The organism is Actinoplanes sp. NPDC000266, from assembly GCF_042899005.1.
In the GTDB taxonomy this organism is placed as follows: Bacteria; Actinomycetota; Actinomycetes; order Mycobacteriales; family Micromonosporaceae; genus Actinoplanes.
Genome location: NZ_JBIAZI010000002.1, coordinates 1098480 through 1121512 on the forward strand (window position 1 = coordinate 1098480; position 23033 = coordinate 1121512).

Annotated in this window: 6 protein-coding genes; 1 reads left to right on the forward strand and 5 read right to left on the reverse strand. The window is 74.8% G+C overall.

Going from position 1 to position 23033, the window contains the following annotated elements; translation table 11 throughout:
* Positions 1-17: 17 nt before the first annotated feature.
* The 5 genes from ACFY36_RS11290 to ACFY36_RS11310 form a co-directional block, all read right to left on the reverse strand.
* Positions 18-1238 carry a cytochrome P450 gene (locus tag ACFY36_RS11290; protein WP_499745799.1) on the reverse strand — a complete coding sequence of 407 codons (1221 nt, stop codon included), beginning with the start codon at positions 1236-1238 and terminating at the stop codon, positions 18-20.
* 40 nt (positions 1239-1278) lie between these two features.
* On the reverse strand, positions 1279-2901 hold the full coding sequence (locus ACFY36_RS11295) for a class I adenylate-forming enzyme family protein (protein WP_499745800.1): 1623 nt from the start codon (positions 2899-2901) through the stop codon (positions 1279-1281).
* Positions 2902-2915: 14 nt separating this feature from the next.
* Positions 2916-4490, reverse strand: a complete 1575-nt coding sequence (locus ACFY36_RS11300) for a class I adenylate-forming enzyme family protein (protein WP_499745801.1) — start codon at positions 4488-4490, stop codon at positions 2916-2918.
* A gap of 29 nt (positions 4491-4519) precedes the next feature.
* Entirely contained in the window at positions 4520-6088 is a 1569-nt protein-coding gene (locus tag ACFY36_RS11305; RefSeq protein ID WP_499745802.1) for a class I adenylate-forming enzyme family protein, read from the reverse strand.
* Positions 6089-6181: 93 nt separating this feature from the next.
* Complete coding sequence (locus ACFY36_RS11310; protein WP_499745803.1) at positions 6182-7204, reverse strand: acetamidase/formamidase family protein; 1023 nt, start codon at positions 7202-7204, stop codon at positions 6182-6184.
* Positions 7205-7421: 217 nt separating this feature from the next.
* Between ACFY36_RS11310 and ACFY36_RS11315 the strand changes: the two genes are divergently transcribed.
* Positions 7422-23030 (forward strand): type I polyketide synthase, encoded by a 15609-nt coding sequence (locus ACFY36_RS11315; RefSeq protein ID WP_499745804.1) that lies wholly within the window; start codon positions 7422-7424, stop codon positions 23028-23030.
* The last annotated feature ends 3 nt before the right edge of the window (positions 23031-23033 follow it).

The following is a 23033-nucleotide window of genomic DNA, read 5'->3' on the forward strand; positions in this document are numbered from 1 at the left end:
CCGTTCCGTGTCCGGGTTCAGAAGCGAACGGGCAGGCGCAGCGCGCCCAGCACGGGAGTCTTCAGGCGCACGGGAACCTCCTGGAGCCGCACGTCCAGGGCGAGCCCGGGCAGGCCGAGCACCAGCGACGTCAGCGCCTCGGCCATCACGAGCCGGGCCAGCCGCTGCCCGACGCAGGCGTGCACGCCGTACCCGAAGGCGAGGTGGGCGGACGCGTCCTGGCCCAGGTCGAGCCGGTCGGGGCAGCCGAACCGGGCCGGGTCGCGGTTGGCGGCCGGCAGCGCGACCGTCACCGTCTCCCCCTCCCGGATGAGTTCCCCGCCCAGCTCCACATCAGACGTGGCGGTGCGGAAGATCTGGAACTGGTTGACCGACGTGTACCGCAACAGCTCCTCGACCATCGCCTCGATGCCGCCCGCTCCGCCGGCCCGGGCGGCCGAGCGCAGCGCGCCGAGCTGGTCGCCGTGGTGCAGCAGCGCCAGCAGCGACGACGCGAGCGCGCCCTCGCAGCTGGCCAGGCCCGCCGCGAACACGATCAGCATCATGTTGGTGATCTCGCGATCGGTCAGGTCGTTGCCGGCGGCCAGCCGGCCGATGACGTCGTCGCCCGGCTCGGCCCGGGCCTTGCCCACCAGATCCAGCAGGTGCAGGTAGGCGTTCGATCCGGCCTCCCGCTCACCCTCGAGGCCGACCCGGTCGTCGGTGGCGCTGTCGGTCAGGGTGGACAGGACCGCGCTGCCGTCGAACGGGACGCCCATCACCTCGCACAGCACGCGCAGCGAGAGCGGCCGGATGTAGGTGGCCATGAGGTCGGCCGGCGAGCCGTGCGCCCGCACCTCGGCGAGCTGCGCGGCGGCCAGCTCGGCCACCCGCGGGCCGTACGCCGCCGTCCGGCGGGCGCTGAACTCGCCACTGAGCAGATTCCGGTAGCGGGTGTGGTCCGGTGGGTCCATGTGGATGAACCCGCCCGGCACGAGCGGGACGCCCGGAAAGATCTCGCCCTTCTTCGTCACCGGGGCGTGGGTGTCGTAGAACCGGTGGCTGAACGCCTGGCTGCTGAGCACCTCCCGGGCGAGGTCATGACCGGTGGCCAGCCAGCCGATGTGCCCGTCCGGGTATTCCATCCGGGTCAACGGCCGGGTGCGGACCAGCTCGGCGAGCACCGCCGGCGGATCGAACGGATCCGTGCGATCCCAATGCCTGAGGTACGAGATCGGCTCCGGGGCTCTCTCGGTCATGCGGCGACATCCTCTGGTCGGTAGCGGATTCAGGGTCGGATCACTGCTGCGCGGCCTGGGCCCGAAGCGCTTGCCGGTCCACCTTCCCGGCGGCGCTCAGCGGCAGGGATGACAGCCGCAACAGCCGTTCCGGGAACTTCCGCGGCTCCATACCGGCCGCGGCGAGATGGGCGGTGAGGTCGGCCAGCGTGAGCTCGGCCGAGGTGGCGACGCAGGCGCAGACCCGCTCGCCGTACAGCGGGTCGGCCACCGCCACGCAGGCGACGTCGCGGACCTCGGGGTGGGTGATCAGCACCGACTCGAGCTCGGCGGGGCTGATGTTGAGGCCACCGCGGATGACCACGTCCTTGCGGCGCCCGACGATCCGCAGCCGGCCCTGGTCGTCGATGGTCCCCAGGTCGCCGGTGCGGGTCCATCCGTCCGGGGTGCGCTGCGTGCGGTCCAGGCCGGGCGAGTTGACGTAGCTCATCGGCGACATCGGACCGCGCGCGACGACCTCACCGGTGGCCCCGGCCGGAAGCTCGAGCCCGTCCGGGCCGACGACGCGAATGTCCGCGACGGCCGGGTCGGGCCGGCCGACCGTACCGTCGTAGAGGCCGAGGCCGCTGTTGCACGAGACGCCGTCGGCCGAGCCGTACAGCGAGACGACCGTGCAGCCCAGCTGCTTCTCGGCACGCCGGGCCGTGTCCTGGTCGAGCGTGGACCCGCCGAGCACGGCGGCCTGCAGGCTGCTGAGGTCGGCGTCGAGGATCTCCGGGCAGTCCAGCAGCATGCGCAGCATCGTCGGCACGCCCAGCAGGTGGGTGGGACGGGTCTCGGCGATGGTGCGCAGCGTCGCCACCGGGTCGAACGCCGGCCTCAGCACGAGGGTGCCGCCCAGGGTGGCCAGGGTCACCGGCGTGCCGCTGGAGCCGAACGCCGATGCCAGCGGAACCAGGAACAGGTTGCGCATCGTGTCCGGCGCGCCTCGGTGCAGGCCGGCCATCATGGCGCCCCGCCCGCCGGCCAGAGCGTTGTGCGAGTACAGGACCATCTTCGGCTCCGCCTCGGATCCCGAGGTGACCAGGATCCGCGCCGGGCCGTCGGGATCCACCTCGGGCGGCACGAACTCGTCCGCGATGGCGGCCACGCCCATGACCTCGATCGGCATGCAGCCGGGCGTCCCGGCCGGGGGGCCACCGGCGACGATGACGGTCCGCAGACTCGGCAGGGCGCCGGCGTGCTCGCGGATGCGCTCCGCGCAGGGGTAGCCGCGGTGGTCGGCGACGGTGATCACCGCGACCGCCCCGGAGCGGCTCAGCAGGCTCACCGCGTCCCGGTCCCCCCGGCCGAGCGGGAACGGCAGAACGATGCCGCCGATCGCCGCGACGGCGAGGTCGACCGCGCACGCCAGCCGGGCGTTGGGCAGCTGGACCGCCACCACGTCGCCCGCGCCGATGCCCTGCTGGGCCAGCCCGCGGGCCAGGCGCCGGGCGGTCCGGTCGAGCTGGGCGTAGGTGACGGTCCCCCTGGCGTCCATGACGGCCGGCGCCTGGGGCGCGCGCCGCACGTGCTCGCGGAACAGGGAGTACAGGTCGCGGTCCGGATAATGGCCCGCGGCGGCCCATGCGCGGCGCCGGCCGGCGGAGATGTGGTCGATGTACCGGGTGGAGGTGCGGTTCACGGGACCCTCCCTGGTCAGTGCCTGACGAGCCGGGCCAGTGCGGCCCCGGCGTCGGACCGGAGTCGGACGCGATCGGGTTTGCCCCAGCCGGTCCTGGGCAGCTTGGCGCGGATGTCGATCAGGCTGGGGACGTGGATGTCGGACAGGGCCGCGGCGACGTGACGGCGCAGTTCCCCGGGGTCGACGACGGCGCCGGGCTCGGGCACGACGGCGGCGTAGATGTGCTCGGCCCCGTCGGCGTCCTCGATCCCGCACACCGCGGCCAGCGACACTCCCGGGGCCTGGGCGAGGACCTTCTCCACCACCTCGGCGTGGATGCTCACGCCCTCGATGGTCATCATGTCCGCGAGCCGGCCGATCACGTGCAGCCGGCCGCCGTCGTCGAGGTACCCGACGTCGCCGGTACGGACCCAGCCGTCCCGGATCAGGGCCGCGGTGAGCTCCGGCTCGTGCCAGTAGCCCGCCGGCGGCCATGACGGGGCCGCGTAGATCTCACCGGTCTCGCCGCCGTCCAGCGGTGCACCGGTCCGCGGGTCACGGATGCTCAGCGCGGCCGGATCGACCGGCCGGCCGGCCGTCGTGGCGGCGTCCGGGTCGCCGTGGTCGTCCGGGGTGAGCTCGGCGAGCACCCCGGCCTCGGTGGTGCCGTAGATCTGGCGGAGCCGGGGACCGAAGATCTCCCTGACCTCGCGCCGCCGGTGCGGCGGCCCGGGGCTGCCGCCGCAGACGATGTCGGTCAGGCTCGACAGGTCGGTGGCCGCCCGGTCGGGATGCTCGGCGAGGGCGGACACGTGCGGACCGCCGAGCATGAGCCGGGTGATCCGGTGGTCGGCGACGGCACGCAGCACGGACCCCGCGACGAAGCCGGGCTGCAGCACGACCAGGCCGCCGCTGACGAGGGTGTCCTCGGCGGCGAAGACGTCGAAGTGGATGATCGGGGTGATCAGCAGCAGCCGGGCCGGGCCGCCGGCCCGCGCGGCCGCTCTGGTCGGCAGGCACGGCGCCGCCGCCAGCATGCTGTTGCGGACGCCGAAGGTCCAGCAGACGCCGGCGCGGACGCCATCCGGCAGCCTGATCTGAGTGACCACCGCGAGGTCGTCGCCGGAGAGCTCCGGACAGGGTGGAACGCCGCCGGCGGAACCGGTGGTGAGATCCACGCTGCCCGGCTGCCCAGGGCCCAGCACGCCCAGGACCGGCCCGCCGGCCGCATCCGGCAGCAGGTCACGGAGCCGCTGCTCATTGGCCGGGTCCACCGCCAGCATGCGGGCACCGGCGTCCGCGCCGAGGAACCGTCGCAGCTCCACTCGCAGCTCGTCGCCCTGGCCGTCCGGATGCACCCAGCGCAGATGCACGGCGGCCGCGCCGGTCAGATTCGCCGCCCACTGCAGGATCAGCGTGGCGGCGGTGTTCGGCGCGGTCAGGATGCCGACCACGCCGCCGCGGCCCATGCCCTGCTCGCTCATGACGCTCGCGGCGCGGCGGGTGGCGCCGGCCAGTTGTCCCGCGGTGAGCGCGACTTCCTCGCTGACAAGCGCGGTGCGAAGCGGATCGGCGTCGAAGTGGGCCAGCAACCGCTGGACATAGTGCACGGTTTCGCCTTCCTGTCCGTGAGGAGAACTCACACCCGGGATGCCGGCCGGATCAGCGCCGAGCGGGCGTCGGCCCGCAACTGGACCCGGTCGGGTTTGCCCGGCCCGGTCACCGGGATCTCCGGGCGGACCTCGATCAGGCTGGGGACGTGGTTCTCGGACAGGGTCCCGGCGACCAGGCGGCGCAGCGCCGCGAGGTCCACGGCGGCGCCCGGTTCCGGCACGACGGCGGCGTAGATGAGCTCCACCCGGTCGGCCCCCTCGACACCGCAGACCACCGCCTGGGAGACCCCCGGGGCCTGGCTGAGCACCTTCTCCACCGCCTCGGGGTGGATACGGAGGCCCTTGACCTTCATCATGTCCGCGATCCGGCCGGTCAGATGCAGGTAGCCGTCGGCGTCGAGGCGCCCCATGTCGCCGGTACGGGTCCAGCCGTCCCGGACGAGCGCCGCGGTCAGCTTCGGTTCGTGCCAGTACCCGGCCGTCGCCCAGCGGGGGATCGCGCAGATCTCGCCGGCCTCGCCGTCCGGCAGGGCCAGGCCGGTCTCCGGGTCCCGGATGCTCAGCGCCGCCGGGTTGACCGGCCGGCCGACCGTGCCGCAGCGGGCGAGGTCGCCGTGATCGCCGGGCGGCAGCATGGCCAGCACCCCGGTCTCGGTGGTGCCGTACACCTGGATCAGGACCGGTCCGAAGATCTCCTGGGCCTCGCGCAGCCGCCGGGGCGCCGCCGGGCTTCCCGTGTAGATCAGCTCGGTGAGGCTGGACAGGTCGGTGGCCGGCCGGTCCGGGTGCGTCGCGAGCGCGTACACCTGCGGGGTGCCGATGATCAGCCGGCCCACCCGGAGCTCGGCCACCGTGCGCAGGACGGCTCCCGCGTCGAACCCGGGATGCAGCACGACCGTGCCGCCCGTGATGAGCGCGTCATCGGCGCTGAACCCGCTCGAGTGGGTGAGCGGGGCGGTGATGAGGATGGTCGTCCGTCCACTGCGGCCGGCCGCCGTCGTGACCATGTCGTTCTTGACGCCGAAGGTCCAGCAGACGCCTTTCGGCAGGCCGCTCGACCCGCTGGTCTGGGTGATGACCGCGAGGTCGTCGTCGGTGAGGTCGGCCTGAGGCACGGCCTGCCCACCGGGATCGGCGGTCAGGCCGGCCGTGTCCGGGCCGCCCGGCCCCAGAACCGCGAGAACCGGCCGGTCGGCGCAGCCCGCCAGCAGATCGCGGGCCCGCTGCTCGTGCGCCGCGTCGACCGCCAGCATCCGGGCGCCCAGATCCGCGACCACGGCGCGCTGCAACTCGAGCCGGAGCTCGTCGTCCGGGATGACGGCGTTCATCCCCCGCACGTGCGCGGCGGTCGCACCCACCAGATTGGCCGCCCAGCGCAGGATCAACGTCCCGGCCGTGTTCGGCTCGGTCAGGATGCACACGACATCTCCGCGGGAGACGTCCTGACGGCTCATCGCCACGGCCGTACGGCGAATGGCATCGGCGATCTCGCCCGCGGTGTGGGTGACACCGCCACTGACTATCGCGGCGCGATCCGGATCGGCGTCGAAATGGGTGAGCAACTGCTCGACATAATGCACATGCGTCGTACTCATAACCCGGTTTCGCCTTCCTTCTCCGGGAAATTGCGATGACCACCGCCGACCGCAGAAAGCACGCTAACCGGCGGCTCGCACGCCTGGAATCCCTCACCTTGACAGCGCTCGGCGCTCCTTTCGGGGGCGCAGCCAACGGTCGACACGGGCGCGCAGATCGTCCGGGAAGACGTCCTTGCGCAGCAGGGCGTGCACACCCTTGGGCGGCAACGGGACGTCCACGTGGTGGATCTCGCTCTGATCGGCGTACTGGGTGATCCGGAAGCTGGCCACCATGCTGCACAGCGCGTACGCCTCGGCCCGGGTGACGCCGGACGCCACGCTGAACCAGCTGATCAGGCCGCGCAGGCAGTCGAGCAGCGCGGCCTCCAGGTCGCCGGCCAGCCCGATGCCGATCCAGTGGGTTCCGGTCTCGGCCAGCGGGCGGGTGAGGCCCACGTTCTTGTGCAGGTCGTACCGCATCCGCAGGCGCTCAGCGGTGGACTTGAGGCCGGTCTGGTCGACCAGCCCGTCGCCCTGCAGGGCGTGGATGTCGCCGATCCAGATCCGCGCTCCGGGCTTGGCCACCGGGAGGAACAAGGACGAGCCCACGGTCAGCTCGGGCAGCGCCAGGTTGCCGCCGTGCGAGCCGCCGACCAGCGCGCTCGTCGGCCGGTCGCCGGCCGGTTCGGCCGCGATGATGCCGGCGAACGGGTCGAGCGGCAGCGATATCCCCTGGACGTAGCCGGCCCGGGTGCGGCTCTCGTCGAAGCGGAAGTCGTGCGAGTACGGCTGGTCGAAGTCGTACGGCAGCGCTCCGGCCCGGGTCGGGAACGCGTTGCCACCCCAGTCACCCGGCCGCAGCTCGATCAGCCGGCACTCGACGACGTCGCCGGGCTCGGCGCCGGTCACCTCGACCGGGCCGACGATCGGGAAGGGGCAGCCCGGGTACTCCCGGCGCAGCCGGGCCCGGTCGGCCGGGGCCATGCCGTACCGCAGCTGGTTCTGCCAGTTGGTCCAGGTGTCCAGATAGAGAACGTCGTCGCCGGGCTCGGCCTTGGCCGCCGGCGCCGCTGCCGGATCGAGAATTCCCGACCGGACCGTGGCCATTGTGGACTCGACTGTATGCGTCGTCACGGATGCCACGCTAGGCAGCCGCCGATAAGCCGGGCAAGCAATTCCGGGCATCGCCGGAATTACTACCAACATGACGGAGGGAATGACGACCACCCGATCGGGAAGGCGTCTACCAGGCTGAGGGATGCCCGGCCGGCGCGGCCGCTTCTAGCCTCCGAAATGCGGGCCGCCGGGCTTTGTCCGTCGGTCCCCACTCTTCGAGAGGACGTGTGGAACCGTGCGCGCCGAACTGATCAAGGCCCTCCCCCTGGTGTTGCGGGAACACAGGGACAGCTTCGGCGAAAAGCTCGCCTTCCACGACGACAGACGAGCCGTCACGTACCGCGAGCTGGAGGCCCGGACCCGGCGGCTGGCCGGCCACCTGGCGGCCCTCGGCGTGCGGCGCGGCGACCGGGTGATGATCTGCCTGCGCAACGGCGTGGAGATGATCGAGAGCTACTTCGCCGTCCTGCGCGCCGGCGCCGTCGGAGTTCCGGTCAACCCGGCGTCCTCCGACTCCGAACTGGACTATCTGCTGGCCGACAGCGGGGCCGGTGTCGTCGTCACCGATCCGGTGCACTCAGCCGGCTTCCTGCGCTCTCCGTCGCTGCCGCCCGGCGCCCGGCTGCTGGTGACCGGTGACGTTCCCGGGCATCCGGCGGTCCACGCGTTCGCCACGCTGGCCCGGACCGAGCCGGCCGAACCCGCCCGGGACGACCTCGGCCTGGACGAGGTGGCGTGGATGTTCTACACCTCGGGGACCACCGGGCAGCCGAAGGGTGTGCTGTCCACCCAGCGCAACTGCCTCTATTCGGTGGCGGCCAGCTACGTGCCGATCCCGGGGCTGACGGCGGACGACCGCGTGCTCTGGCCGCTGCCCCTGTTCCACAGTCTCTCCCACATCGCGTGCCTGCTGTCGGTCACGGTGGTCGGCGCGACCGCCCGGCTGCTGGACAGCCCGTCCGGCGACGAGTTCCTGGAGGCCGCGCGGGAGAACGCGGCCACCTTCGTCGCCGGCGTGCCGACCACGTACCGCTACCTGGTCGAGGCGCGCCGGCAGAGCGGGATCACCCTGCCCGGGCTGCGGATCGGGCTGGTCGGCGGCGCGGTGGCCGGCGCCGAGCTGTGCCGGTCGTTCCGCGAAGGCTTCGGGGTGCCGCTGGTCGACGCGTACGGCAGCACCGAGACGTGCGGCGCGATCACCATGAACCCGCCGGGCGGCGACCCCGTCGACGGATCGTGCGGGCTTCCGGTGCCCGGCGTGGACGTCCGGATCGCCGACCCGGACACCGGCCGGGAGGTCCCGGCCGGTGCCGAGGGCGAGGTGTGGGTACGCGGGCCGAACGTGACCTCCGGCTACCACAACAAGCCGGAGGCGACCGCGGCCGCCTTCCGGGACGGCTGGTACCGCACCGGCGACCTGGCCCGCCGGGACGCCGACGGCTACTTCACCATCCGGGGCCGGATCAGCGACATGATCATCCGGGGCGGCGAGAACGTCCACCCGGAGGAGATCGAGGCGGTCCTGCGCTCCGTACCGGGAATCGCCGACGCCGCGGTGGCCGGACAGCCGCACGAGGTGCTGGGCGAGGTGCCGGTCGCCTACGTCGTCGCCGACGAGCCCGGCGCCGACATGGGCGGCGTGATCGAGCGATGCCGGCGGGAGCTGTCCCCGTTCAAGGTCCCCGAAGAGGTGTACGAGGTGGCCGGCCTGCCCCGGACCGCGTCGGGCAAGATCCAGCGCCGCCTGCTGGCCGGGCAGCCGGCCGTGCCGCGGCACACCGCGAGCGGGCGGCAGGACGGCGTGCTGCGCGTCCAGTGGATGCCCGCGCCGACCGGCGGCGGGGTTCTCCTCGGCGCGGAACCGGACCTGACGGTGTTTGCCGCTCCCGAACTGCCGAGCGCCTGGGACGAGATCCGCGCGGAGGTCCGCCGCCTGGTCGGCGACATGGCGGCGTGGGCCGCCCGGACCGGATCGGGGCAGCTGGTCCTGGTGACCCGGCAGGCGGTGACGACGGCCGACGGGGAGTCCGCCGATCCCGGTCAGGCCATGCTGGCGGCCGCGGCGGCCCGGGTTCTCGGCGACCGGGCCATCCTGGTCGACCTCGACGAGCGGTCACCCATCGACGCCGTGCCGTACCCGGACCTGCGGGCCGAACCGCGGTGGGCGCTGCGGTCGGGCCGGCTCCTGGTGGCGCGGCCGGTCCGCGAGGAGGTTCCCGATCATCCGGCCCGGGATCCCTGGTCCGGCCGAGGCGGCGTGATACTGCTGACGGGCGCGGACACCACGCGCGGGGCGGCCGTGGCCGCCCACCTGACCGCCTTCCGGCCGGACGCACGACTCCTGCCGGTCGCCGCCGGACAGGAGGAGCCGGCCGGCGCGGCCGACGTGGTGATCCTGGCCGACGGTGACCCGGAGGTGGCCCGGAGGCTCAGCGCCGCCGTCGATTCCCGCCACACCGTGTTCATCGTGATCACCGACTCGCACGAGCTGGCCGGTACGGTCGATCCCGGCCCGGCGGTCGCCGCGGCCGAGCTCGACGCCATAGTCCTCGACCGCCGCCGGCGCGGCCTGCACGGGGCGTCGCTGGCCTGGTGCGAGACGGCCGGATCGACCTGGACGCGCGACGGGTTGTCCGCGCTCGAGACGCTGCTCGCCACCCCCGCGACGGCTTCATTGCTGGCCCTGCGCCCGCGCCGGCCGGAAACCGGAGCCGCCGGGCCGCGGCCCGTCGGGGACGGTGGCACGGCCTCCGCGTTCCGCGCCGAGCTGGCCGGTCTCGACCGGCACGCCCGGCTGGCGCGGCTGCAGACCCTGGTCCGGGAGGAGACCGCGGCGGCGCTCGACCGGTCCGGCACCGACGGCGTCCCGGCCGACCGGGCGTTCCGGGACCTCGGGTGCTCCTCGGCCACGATCGTCGAGCTGCGGGCCCGGCTGATGGCCCGGACCGGCCTCAAGTTGCCGACCGGGGCGGCGTTCGACCATCCGACGCCGCGCGCGCTGGCCGCGTACCTGCAGGCCGAGCTGGCCGGCGACGCCGGCGCCGACGTCGCCGAGCGGACGCCGATGGCGAGCGACGAGCCGATCGCGATCATCGGGATGGCCTGCCGGCTGCCGGGCGGGATCGCCGGGCCGGAGGACGTGTGGCGGCTGGTCAGCGAGGGCCGGGAGGCGTACGGGCCCTTCCCCGGCGACCGTGGCTGGGATCTGGACCGGTTGTTCGACGCCGACCCGGGCCGCGCCGGGACCTCGTACGTCGACCGCGGCGGCTTTCTCGACGGCGCGGCCGAGTTCGACGCCGGCTTCTTCGGCATCTCGCCGCGCGAGGCGACCGCCATGGACCCGCAGCAACGCGTGCTGCTGGAGACCGCGTGGGAGGCGCTGGAGCACGCGGGGATCGACGTGTCGTCGCTGCGGGGCACCGACGCGGGCGTCTTCGCCGGTCTGATGGAGCAGGGTTACGGCGCCGGCGGCCCGGTGCCGGAGGAGTTGGAGGCCTTCCAGACCACCGGCACGGCGGGCAGCGTCGCGTCGGGCCGGATCTCTTATCTGCTCGGCCTGCGGGGCCCCTCGATGACCGTCGACACGGCGTGCTCGTCCTCGCTGGTCGCCCTGCATCTGGCCGCCCACGCGCTGCGCCGCGGCGAATGCGCGCTGGCGCTGGCCGGCGGGGCCACGGTGATGGCCGGCCCGCAGTCGTTCGTCGAGTTCTCCCGGCAGCGCGCGCTGGCCGCCGACGGCCGGTGCAAGTCGTACGCGTCGGCGGCCGACGGCACCGCGTGGGCCGAGGGCGCCGGAATCCTGGTCCTGGAACGCCTGAGCGACGCCCGCCGCAACGGGCGCCGGATCCTGGCCGTTCTCCGCGGCTCGGCGGTCAACTCCGACGGGGCCTCCAACGGGCTGACCGCGCCGAGCGGCGAGGCGCAGCAACGCGTCATCCGGCAGGCGCTGCGGGCGGCCGGGCTGGAGCCGGACGCGGTCGACGCGGTGGAGGGGCACGGCACCGGAACCGTACTGGGCGACCCGATCGAGGCCGAGGCGCTGCTGGCCACCTACGGCCGGGACCGCGACCCCGACCGGCCCCTGTGGCTCGGCTCGCTCAAGTCGAACATCGGGCACACCCAGGCCGCGGCCGGCGTCGCCGGTGTGATCAAGATGGTCCAGGCCCTCCGGTACGGGGAACTGCCGGCGACGCTCAACGTGGACGAGCCGAGCTCGCGGGTCGACTGGTCGGCCGGCGGGGTCGCCCTGCTGACCGAGAGCCGGCCCTGGCCGGACCGTGGCCGTGCGCGCCGCGCGGGAATCTCCAGCTTCGGCCTGAGCGGAACGAACGCTCACGTGATCCTGGAGGAGGCGCCCGGCCCGGTGACCGCCGAGCCGGTGACCGCCGTTCCCCCCGTGGTACCGCTGGTGCTCTCCGCCCGCAGCGCGGGGGCGCTCAGCCGGCTGGCGGACCAGCTGGCCTCCCTGATCGAGGCCGCGGAGGAGTCGTCGCTGGTCGACGTCGCGGTGGCGCTGGCGTCCCGGCGTACGGTCATGGACGAACGCGCGGTGGTGCTGGCGGTCTCCCGGGACCAGGCGGTGGCGGATCTCCGCGCGCTGGCCGCCGGCGAGGCGGGTCCGTCGGTGGTGCGCGGCGCCGCCGGTTCCGACGCGTCGTCCGGCGTCGTCCTGGTGTTCCCGGGACAGGGCGCCCAGTGGACCGGGATGGGGCGCGAACTGCTCGACACCTCCCCCGAGTTCGCCACGGTCGCGCGGGAGTGCGCCCGGCTGCTGGCCGAGTGGGCCGACTGGTCGTTGACGGACGTGCTGCGCGGCGAAGCCGGCCCGGAACTGATGGAACGCGTGGACGTCATCCAGGTGGCGAGCTTCGCGACGATGGCCGGGCTGGCCGCGGTCTGGGCGGCGGCGGGCGTACGTCCCGACGCGGTCGTGGGTCATTCGCAGGGTGAGATCGCCGCGGCGTACGTCGCCGGGGCGCTCACGCTGCACGACGCGATGCGGGTCGTCGTGGTCCGCAGCCGGATGATCGCCGAGACCCTGTCCGGCCGGGGCGGCATGGCCTCCGTCCGCCTCGGCGCCTCCGACGCCGCCGCGCGGCTGGCGCGATGGGAGGGCCGCCTCCAGATCGCCGCGGTCAACGGGCCGTCCTCGGTGGTCGTCTCCGGCGACTCGGAGGTGCTGACCGAGGCGTTGCGCGAGCTGGCCGGGTCGGGTGTCGACGTCCGGCGGGTGGCGGTCGACTACGCCTCGCACAGCGACCACGTCGAGGCCCTCCGGGAGCAGCTGCCGGCGGCGCTCGACGGCCTGGCGCCGGCCGAGCCCGTGGTGTCCTTCCACTCGACGGTGACCGCCGGCCGGGTCGAAGGGGCGCTGGACGGCGACTACTGGTACCGCAACCTGCGTCAGCCGGTCCGTTTCGGCCCCACCGTCGACCGCCTCCTGGAGCAGGGCTTCGGGGCGTTCATCGAGGTCAGCTCGCATCCGGTGCTGGTACAGCCGATCGCCGGGGCCGCACACGCCGCGGGCCGTGCGGCGGTCGCGGCCGGCTCGCTGCGGCGCGGTGACGGCGGGCTCGGCCGCCTGGAGCGGTCGATGGCCGAGATGTTCGTCGCCGGTGTGGCGGTGGACTGGCGCGGCCTGCTCCCGGCGAGCGACCGGGCCCGCTGGGTCGACCTTCCGACGTACCCGTTCGAGCGGGAGCGGTTCTGGCGGCGGCCGGCGGCGCCCTCCGGCGCGCCCGGCCTGGGCCTCGACGACCCCGGGCATCCGCTGCTCGGCGCGCTGGTCCGGTTGCCGGATTCCGGTGGCCTGGTCGCGACCGGGCGGTGGAATCCCGCAACGCTGCCGTGGGCGGCCGGGGACGACGTGCCGGAGGCGGCCCTCGTCGCGCTGGCGCTCTGGGCCGGTGACCTGATCGGATCCCCGGTGGTCGAGGAGCTGACCGTCGACCGGCCCGTGACGCTGCCGGACCGCGGCGGTCTCGACGTCCGGATCGTCGTCGGGCCGCCGGACGGCACGGCCCGCCGGTCGCTGACGGTCCACTCGGGTACGTCGCCCCACGCCGCCGGAACCCTGGCCCCAGCGGCCGGATCCGCACCGGCGGCTACCGGCGCCGCCTCGGCCGAGATCACCCTGGACGACGCCGGGCGGGCCGATGCCGGCCGCTACGGCATCCATCCGGCGCTGCTCGACGAGGCAGTCCGGACCGTCTTGCCCGCCGGCCGGGCCAAGACCTGGCGGGGCGTACGCCTGCTGGCCTCCGGGGCCGGCACCGTCGAGGTCCGGTCGGCACCCGCCGGGGACGGCTCGGCCCTGCGTGTCGAGCTGACGGATCCGGCCGGGCAACCGGTGCTGGTGGTGGCCGAGCTGATCGCCGGGGAACCGTCGTCCACCGCGGCGCTCTTCCGCCTGGACTGGACCGACGTGGTGCCGGACACCACCGCCGGCGCGCCCGGGACCCCGCTGATCCACGAGGCCGGCGTCGCGGCCGGCGACCCCCGTGCGGCGGTCGTCGAGGTGCTCGGGGTGATCCAGGACTTTCTGGCCCGGCCGGGCTCGGACGACACCCGGCTGGTCATCGTCACGCCCGACGACGACGGTGTCGCCACCGGCGCCGTCTGGGGGCTGGTCAGGTCGGCGCAGGCCGAGCATCCGGGCCGGCTGGTGCTGGTGGCGGCCGGTCCGGCCGACCGGGCGACCGCCTCGCTCGTCGCGGCCGCGCACAGCGGTGAGGCACAGCTGAGGCGGCGCGACGGCCGGTGGCAGGCGCCCCGGCTGGCCCGGGACGAGCCGGCGTCCCCGCCCCGGCCGCTCGACCCGGACGGAACCGTCCTGATCACCGGCGGGACGGGAACGCTGGCCGCGGTGACCGCGCGGCATCTGGTCACCGAGCACGGCGTTCGCCACCTCGTCCTGGCCGGCCGCCGCGGTCCGGCGGCCGACGGCGCCCCGGCGCTGCGGGAGGAGCTGGCCGCGCTGGGCGCCACCGTTCGGATCGTGGCCGCCGATGTGGCCGACCGCGAGCAGGTGGCGGCCCTGCTCGCCACGGCCGGCGGGGAACACCCGCTGACCGCGGTCGTGCACACGGCCGGGGTCCTCGACGACGCGGTGATCACCCGGCTCGGCCCCGGGCACGTCGACGCCGTGTTCGGCCCCAAGGTGGACGCCGCCCGCCACCTGGACGAGCTCACCCGCGACCTCGATCTCGCCGCGTTCGTTCTCTACTCCTCGGCGGCGGGCGTGCTCGGCAACCCGGGCCAGGCCAACTACGCGGCCGCCAACGCGGCCATGGACGCCGTGGCGCGGCAACGGCGGCGAGCCGGGCGGGCGGCCGTCTCGATCGCCTGGGGCTACTGGAGCCGGGACAGCGGCCTGACCCGCCACCTCGGCCGGGCCGACCACCGGCGCAACCGGGACGGCGGCATGACCGGCCTGTCCGACCGGGACGGGATGGCGTTGCTCGACCGGGCCCTGGGCGCCGGTGAGGGAACCGTCGTGGCGGCCGCGCTCGACCCGGCCACGCTGCCGGCGGCCGACGACGCGCGGCTGTCGCCCGTGCTGCGTGGCCTGCTGCCGTCCCGGCGGCCGGTCAGCCGGGCCGGCGCGGTCGTCCGGGCGGCCGCCGCGGCGCCGGCCGCCCGCACCGGCGGCATCGGCCAGCTCTCCGAAGCCCAGCTCTCCGAGGCCCAGCGGCTCGACGCGCTGGCCGACCTGATCCGCCGGCAGGCCTCCCTCGTCCTCGGCCACGCGAGCGGCGACGCGATCCGGCTCGACCGCACGTTCAAGGACTCCGGCTTCGACTCCCTCACGGCGCTCGAGCTCCGCAACCGGCTGGCGGCGGAGACCGGGCTGACCCTGTCCCCCACGATGATCTTCGACTTTCCGCGGCCCCGGGAGCTGGCGGCCCACCTGCGGGACAAGCTCGCCGGCCGGCGGCAGGCCGGGCCGGTCGCCGCGAAGCCCGCGGCGACGGCCGGCGAGCCGATCGCCATTGTCGCCATGGCCTGCCGGTTCCCCGGCGGCGTCCGCAGCCCCGAGGACCTGTGGCGGCTCGTGACCGACGAGACCGACGCGGTCAGCGAGTTCCCCTCCGACCGGGGCTGGGACACCGACCGGCTGTTCGATCCCGACCCCGACCACCCCGGCACGACGTACGTCCGTCACGGCGCCTTCCTCGACGAGCCCGGCGCGTTCGACGCGGCCTTCTTCGGCATCTCCCCGCAGGAGGCGCTGGCCATGGACCCGCAGCAGCGACTGGTCATGGAGACCTCGTGGGAGCTGCTCGAACGGGCCGGCATCGACCCGCGCGGGCTGGCCACCCAGGACGTCGGCGTGTTCGTCGGGGTCAACAGCCATGACTGGAACGTGCGCACCCACCTCGCGTCCGCCGTGGAGGGCTTCCGGCTGACCGGCGGCTCGGGCAGCGTCGTCTCCGGACGGGTGGCCTATCACCTGGGGCTGGAAGGCCCGGCCATCACGGTCGACACCGCCTGCTCGTCCTCGCTGGTGACCCTGCACCTGGCCGCGCAGGCGATCCGGAACGGCGAATGCTCGATGGCGCTGGCCGGCGGAGTGATGGTGATGGGGTCGGTGGAGACCTTCGTCGAGTTCTCCCGGCAGCGTGGCCTCGCCCCGGACGGCCGCTGCAAGGCCTTCGCCGACGCGGCTGACGGCACCGGCTGGTCGGAAGGTGTCGGGCTGCTCCTGGTCGAGCCGCTGGCGCAGGCCCGGGCGCGGGGTCACCGGGTGCTGGCCCTGGTCCGGGGGACGGCGGTGAACTCCGACGGCGCCTCCAACGGGCTCACCGCGCCGAACGGCCCGTCGCAGCAGCGCGTGATCCGCAAGGCGCTCGCCGCCGCCGGGCTGCGCGGCGACGAGGTCGATTCCGTCGAGGGACACGGCACCGGGACCACGCTGGGTGATCCGATCGAGGCGCAGGCGCTGCTCGAGACGTACGGCCGGGACCGGCCGGACAACCGGCCGCTGTGGCTCGGGTCGGTGAAGTCGAACATCGGCCACACCCAGGCCGCGGCCGGCGTCGCCGGCGTGATCAAGATGGTGATGGCGATGCGGCACGGCGTCCTGCCGAGGACGCTGCACGTCGACCGGCCGTCGACCCACGTGGACTGGTCGGCGGGCGCCGTCCGGCTGCTCACCGAACGCCGCGCCTGGCCCCGGGACGGGCAGCCGCGCCGGGCCGGCGTCTCCTCGTTCGGCATCGGCGGCACCAACGCCCACGTCATCCTGGAGGAGGCGGGCGAGGAGGACGTCGAGGAGGCCGGAGCCGAGGTCACCGGTCCCGGCGACGAACAGTACGTGCCGGTGCCCCTCTCCGCTCGCACCCCCGCCGCGCTGCGGGCCCAGGCCGGCCGGCTGGCGGACTTCGTGGCCGCGCGGCCGGAGCTGCGGCCCGCCGACCTCGCCCTCGCGCTGGCCACCGGCCGGGCGCAGCTCGACCGCCGGGCCGTCCTGGTGGTCCGCGACCGTGAGCAGCTGGCCGGCGAGCTGCGCGCCCTGTCCGCGGGCGCCGCCCCGGTCATCGGCGGATCCGCGGCCGGCGGCCGGTTGGCCGTCCTGTTCACCGGGCAGGGCAGCCAGTGGCCCGGCATGGGCCGAGATCTCGCCGAGCGGTTCCCGGTCTTCGCCGAGGCGTTCGCCGACGCCTGCCAGGCCGTCGAGAAGCACTGGGCCGGCCACGCCACGGCATCTCTGGCCGACGTCGTTCTCGGCGCGCCGGCGATGCCCGGGGACCGGTTGATCGACCAGACCCTCTACACCCAGGCCGGCCTGTTCGCCCTGGAGACCGCGCTGTACCGGCTGTACGAGTCGTGGGGGCTGCGCCCGGACGTGGTGGCCGGCCACTCGATCGGCGAGATCACCGCCGCCCACGTCAGCGGCGTGCTCGACCTGGCCGACGCCGGCACGCTGGTCGCCGCCCGGGCCCGGCTCATGCAGGCGCTGCCGCCGGGCGGCGCCATGGTCGCCATCCAGGCCAGCGAGGCCGAGGTGACGCCGTCACTGGTCGAGGCGCCCGGCGTCATCGATGTCGCGGCGGTCAACAGCGCCCGGTCGGTGGTGGTGTCCGGCGACGAGGTGGCGGTCCTATGGGTGGCGAGCGACCTGGCGCAGTCCGGCCACAAGACCCGCCGGCTGCCGGTGAGCCACGCCTTCCACTCGCCGTTGATGCGGTCCATGCTCGCCGAGTTCCGGCAGGTGGCCGAGTCCGTCACGTACCGGCCCGGTGCGATACCGGTGGTGTCCACGGTCACCGGCCGGCCGGACACCGGGCAGCGGTTCGCCACCGCCGATTACTGGGTCGCGCAGATCTGCGCGACGGTCCGGTTCGGTGACGCGGTCGTCTCGGCACACCGTGAGGGCGTGACGACCTTCCTGGAGCTCGGGCCGGGCGGGGTGCTCACCGCGATGGCGGCGGAAAGCGTGGACTCGCCGGCGGTGTCCTTCATCGCCACGCTGCGCGCGGACGGCGCGGAGGTCGCCGACGTGGTGGCCGCCCTCGGTGAGCTCCACGTCCGCGGTGTGGCCCTCGACTGGCCGGCGATCACCGGCCGGCCCGCGGGATCCGCCGGGGTCCTGGCCACCGAGCTGCCGACGTACGCGTTCCAGAGCCGGCGGTACTGGCTCGACCAGCCGAAGTCCGGCGAGACCGTCCCCGCCGCGCAGGACATCCCCGCCGCGCCGACCGTCCCGGCCAGGCTGGCGGACCGGTCCGGCGCCGAACGGGAACGGATCGCGCTCGACGTGATCCGGGAATCGGTGGCGGTCGTGCTGGGCTACGACCGGGCCGACCTCGACGCGATGGACGACGACCAGACGTTCAAGAGCCTGGGCTTCGACTCGCTGGGCGGGGTGCGGCTGCGCAACCGGCTGCGCGACCTCACCGGCGCCGACCTGGCCGTGACGGCGGTCTTCGACCACCCGACGCCGAGGATCCTCGCGGCCCGCCTGGTGGACGAGGCGCCCGGCGAAGCCCCGCCGACCGTACGGACCGAGACCCCGGCCGACCCCGACGAGCCCATCGCCATCATCGGGACGGCCGTCCGGCTGCCGGGCGGCGTGCAGAGCCCGGACGAGCTGTGGCGGCTGGTCATCGAGGGCCGCGACGCGATCTCCGGTTTCCCCACCGACCGGGGCTGGGACACCGACGGGATCTACCATCCGGATCCCGCGCACCCCGGGACGACCTACACCCGGTCGGGCGGCTTCCTCTACGACGCCGCCCAGTTCGACCCCGCGCTGTTCGGCATCTCTCCGCGCGAGGCGCTGGCCATGGACCCGCAGCAGCGATTGCTCCTGGAGGCCTCCTGGGAGGCCCTGGAACGGGCCGGCATCGATCCGCTGTCGCTCCGGGGGGAGGAGGTCGGCGTGTTCACCGGGATCGTGCACCACGACTACGCGACCCGGCTCAACCGGATTCCCGAGGACGTCCGGGGCTACGTCATGACCGGCACCTCGCCGAGCGTCGCCTCCGGCCGGATCGCGTACGTCTTCGGGTTCGAGGGCCCGGCCGTCACCCTGGACACCGCGTGCTCGTCCTCGCTGGTGGCGATCCACCAGGCGGCGCAGGCCCTCCGGCGCGGCGAGTGCACGATGGCGATGGCGGGCGGGGCCACGGTGATGGCGAGCCCGGAGGCGTTCGTCGAGTTCTCCAGCCAGCGCGGCCTGTCGGCCGACGGCCGGTGCAAGGCGTTCTCGTCCACCGCCGACGGCACCGGCTGGTCGGAGGGCGCCGGTGTCGTGCTCCTGGAACGGCTCTCGGTGGCCCGGCAACGCGGTCACCGGGTCCTGGCCACGGTACGCGGGTCGGCGGTGAACTCGGACGGCGTCTCCAACGGGCTGACCGCACCGAACGGCTCCGCGCAGCAACGGGTGATCCGGCGGGCGCTCGCCTCGGCCGGGCTCGGCCCGGCCGATGTCGACGCGGTGGAGGCACACGGGACCGGCACCGTCCTCGGCGACCCGATCGAGGCGGGTGCGCTGCTCGCCACGTACGGGAACGGCCGCGATCCCGCGCAGCCGCTCTGGCTCGGGTCCCTGAAGTCGAATGTCGGGCACACCCAGGCGGCCGCCGGCGTGGCCGGCGTGATCAAGATGGTGGAGGCCCTGCGCCGCGGCGCGCTGCCACCGACCATCAACGTCGAGGACCCGACCGGCCAGGTGGACTGGTCGGCCGGCACCGTGGCGCTGCTGACCGAGGCGCGGGACTGGCCGCGAACCGGCCGGCCGCGCCGGGCCGGGGTGTCCGCGTTCGGCGCCAGCGGGACCAACGCGCACGTGATCCTCGAGCAGGCCCCGGCCGAGGAAGTCCCCACCGTCCCGTCCGGGGAGCCGGCATTCACCGCCGACGTCGTACCGCTGGTGGTGACGGCCAGGAGCACCGCCTCGCTCGCCGCACAGGCCACCCGGCTGCGGGCGACCATGGACGATCCCGCGGCGCTGCCCGCCGTCGCCGGCCCCCTGGCCCTCGGCCGGGCGACGCTGCCGGAACGGGCGGTCGTGCTGGCCGGCTCGGCGGACGAGGCGCTGACCGGACTGGCCGCCCTGGCCCGTGGCGAGACCGCCCCCCACCTGATCACCGGCAGCGTGGCCGGCTCCGGCGCACCCGGCCGGCTGGTTCTCGTCTTCCCGGGCCAGGGCTCGCAGTGGACCGGCATGGGACGCACGCTGCTGGACGGCTCGGCGGTCTTCCGGGCGCGGATCGACGAATGCGCGCGGGCCCTCGAACCCTGGGTGGACTGGTCGCTGACCGCCGTCCTGCGCGGCGAGGCGGACGAGCACACCCTCGGCCGGGTGGACGTCATCCAGCCGGCGAGCTTCGCGATGATGGTCGGCCTGGCCGCCCTCTGGGAGTCGGCGGGCGTACGGCCCGACGCGGTCATCGGCCATTCCCAGGGCGAGATCGCGGCGGCCTGCGTGGCGGGCGCCCTGTCCCTGGCCGACGCGGCCCGCGTCGTAGCGGTACGCAGCCGGGCGATCGCGACCACCCTGTCCGGCCACGGCGGCATGGCCTCGGTGATGCTGGGCGCGGCCGAGGCGAACGAACGGCTGGCCCCCTGGGACGGCCGGCTCGAGGTGGCCGTGGTGAACGGCCCGTCCTCGGTGGTCATCGCCGGGGACGTGGAGTCGCTCGCCGAGGCCCTGGAGGCGCTGACCCGCGACGGCGTACGCACCCGCACCGTTCCGGTGGACTACGCCTCGCACACCCACCACGTCGAGCGCATCGAGAAGATCCTGGGGACGGCGCTGAGCGGCATCGTCGCCCGGGCCCCGCGTGTCCCGTTCCACTCCACGGTGACCGGCGGCTGGATCGACGGCGGCGACGCCCTCGGCGCGGACTACTGGTATCAGAACCTGCGGCGCCCGGTCGGGTTCGGCCCGGCCGTGGCCGGCCTGCTGGACCAGGGCTTCGGCGTGTTCCTGGAGGTCAGCTCCCATCCGGTCCTGATACAGCCGATGACCGGCGTCATCGACGACGCCGGCCCGGCCGCACGGTCGCGAGGGTCCGTCCAGCCGATCACCTCCGGCACGCTGCGCCGCGACGCCGACGGTCCGGCATCCTTCCTCGCCGCGGCCGCCCGCCTCTTCGCCGGCGGCGTGCCGATCGACTGGAGCCCGTTCCTGCCGGCGCGGCCGGCCCCGTGGGCCGGCGAGCTGCCCACCTACGCCTTCGACCGCCGGCACTTCTGGCTGACCGAGGCCGCGGCGGACGACGACGGTCCGGCCGGGCCGGCCGGCGACGACGGCTTCTGGGAGGCGGTCGACGACGCCGATCCGGCCGCCCTGGCCGCCCTGCTCGAGCTGCCGGCCGACCAGAGCGCGGCCCTGGACGCGGTGCGGCCGGCCATCGCCGCGTGGCGCCGGGCGCGGGAGACCTGGTCGGCCTCGGCGCACCTGCGGTACGCGGTCGAGTGGGTCCCGGCCCGGCGCGAGGCTCTGGCCGTGCCCGCCGGCCGTTGGCTGGCCGTCACCTCCTCCGCCACCTCCTCCGCCGCCGAACCGCTGATCAGCCGGCTGCGGGCGAACGGTCTCGACGTCGTGGCCTGCCCGGCCGGCGAGCTCGCCTCGTCGCTGGGCGGCGAGGTGTCCGGGGTCCTGTCGCTGCTCGCGCTGACGGACCGGGCCGGCGACGGCCCGGACGATCCGGCGGCGCTCACCACCGCCACCCTGGCCCTGATCCGAGCGCTCGCGGCGGCCGGGGTCACCGCTCCCCTGTGGTGCCTGACCCAGGGCGCGGTCAGCGTCGACGTCCGCGACGCCGCCGCCGGGGCGGCCGAGGTCGCCCAGTCGGCGGTGTGGGGTCTGGGCCGGGCCGCCGCCCTGGAACGCCTGGACCGCTGGGGCGGCCTGATCGATCTGCCGGCCGAGTTGGACGGCCGGGCCGTCCGGTCCCTGCTCGGCGTGCTGGCCGGGCCGTCCGGCGAGGACCAGCTGGCGATCCGCCGGTCCGGCGTCCTCGTCCGGCGGCTGCGGCGGGCCGCCGGCGCGGCCGTGCCCGACGGCGAACGGCGCTGGCGGCCGCGCGGCACGGTGCTCGTCACCGGCGGGGCGGAAGGCCTCGGCCGGTACGTCTCGAGGTGGCTGGCGCGAACCGGCGCCGAACGCCTGGTGGTCACGACCGGCCGGCCCGGCGCGGCCGAGGCGCTGAGCGAGGAGCTGGCGGAGGTGGGCAGCACCACCGTGGTCGAGTCGTGCGCCGCCGACGACCGGGACGCGCTGGCCCGCCTCGTGCTCGACCCCGGCCGGCCGCTGACCGCGGTCGTCCACGCCGCCGACCTGTCGCTGACCGTCCCGATCGACGAGACCGGCGACGCCGAGGTCATCGAGGTCTTCCGGGCCAAGGTGGACACCGCGATATGGCTGAGCGAGCGTACGGCCGGGCTCCCGCTCGACGCGTTCGTCGTGTTCTCCTCGATCGCCGGCATCTGGGGTGGTGGCGGTCAGGCGGCCGCCGGCGCCGCCAACGCGGTCCTCGACGCGCTGGTGCGGCGTCTCCGCGCGGACGGCGTCCCGGCCCAGGCGATCGCCTGGGGAGCGCTGACCGCGGCCGGCATCGGAATGGACGAACAGACCCTCGCGCAGCTGAGGCGGCGCGGGGTCCTCCCGATGACGCCGGACACGGCGATGGCCGCCCTCGACCAGGCGATCCAGGCCGGTACGGAGTCGGTGGTGGTTGCCGACATGGACTGGCGTGCCTTCATCGTGCCGTTCACGTCGGCTCGCACCAGCCCGCTCTTCGACGACCTGCCGGAGGCCGCGGCGGCGATCGAGGCGGCCCAGCCCTCGGACGACTCGTCCGCGAGCACCTCGTCGCTCCTGACGTCGCTGCGCGCGGCCGGTGAGGCGGAACAGGACCGCATCCTGCTCCGGCTGGTACGCGGTCAGGCGTCCACGGTCCTCGGCCACGGGGGCGCCGACGGGATCGGCGCGGCCCAGGCGTTCCAGGAGGCCGGTTTCGACTCGCTGGCGGCGGTCAACTTCCGCAACAGCCTGATCACCGCCACCGGGCTGAAGCTTCCGGCCACGCTGATCTTCGACTGCCCGACCCCGCAGGCGGTGGTCGCATACCTGCGCGCGGAGCTGCTCGGCGGCGAGAACGACGGGGACGTCCGCGAGGAGGACGTGCGGCGGGTGCTGGCCTCGGTGCCGTTCGAACGGTTCAAGGAGGCCGGGGTCCTCGACGTTCTGCTCGGCCTGGCCGACGGCGGGGCGGGCGGCGGGGCGGGCGGGATCGTGGACGACTCCGCCGCGCCCGCCGCCGACGACGAGCTCATCGACGCCCTGGACGTCAGCAGCCTGATCGAACGGGCGCTCGGCTCCGGATCCTGACCG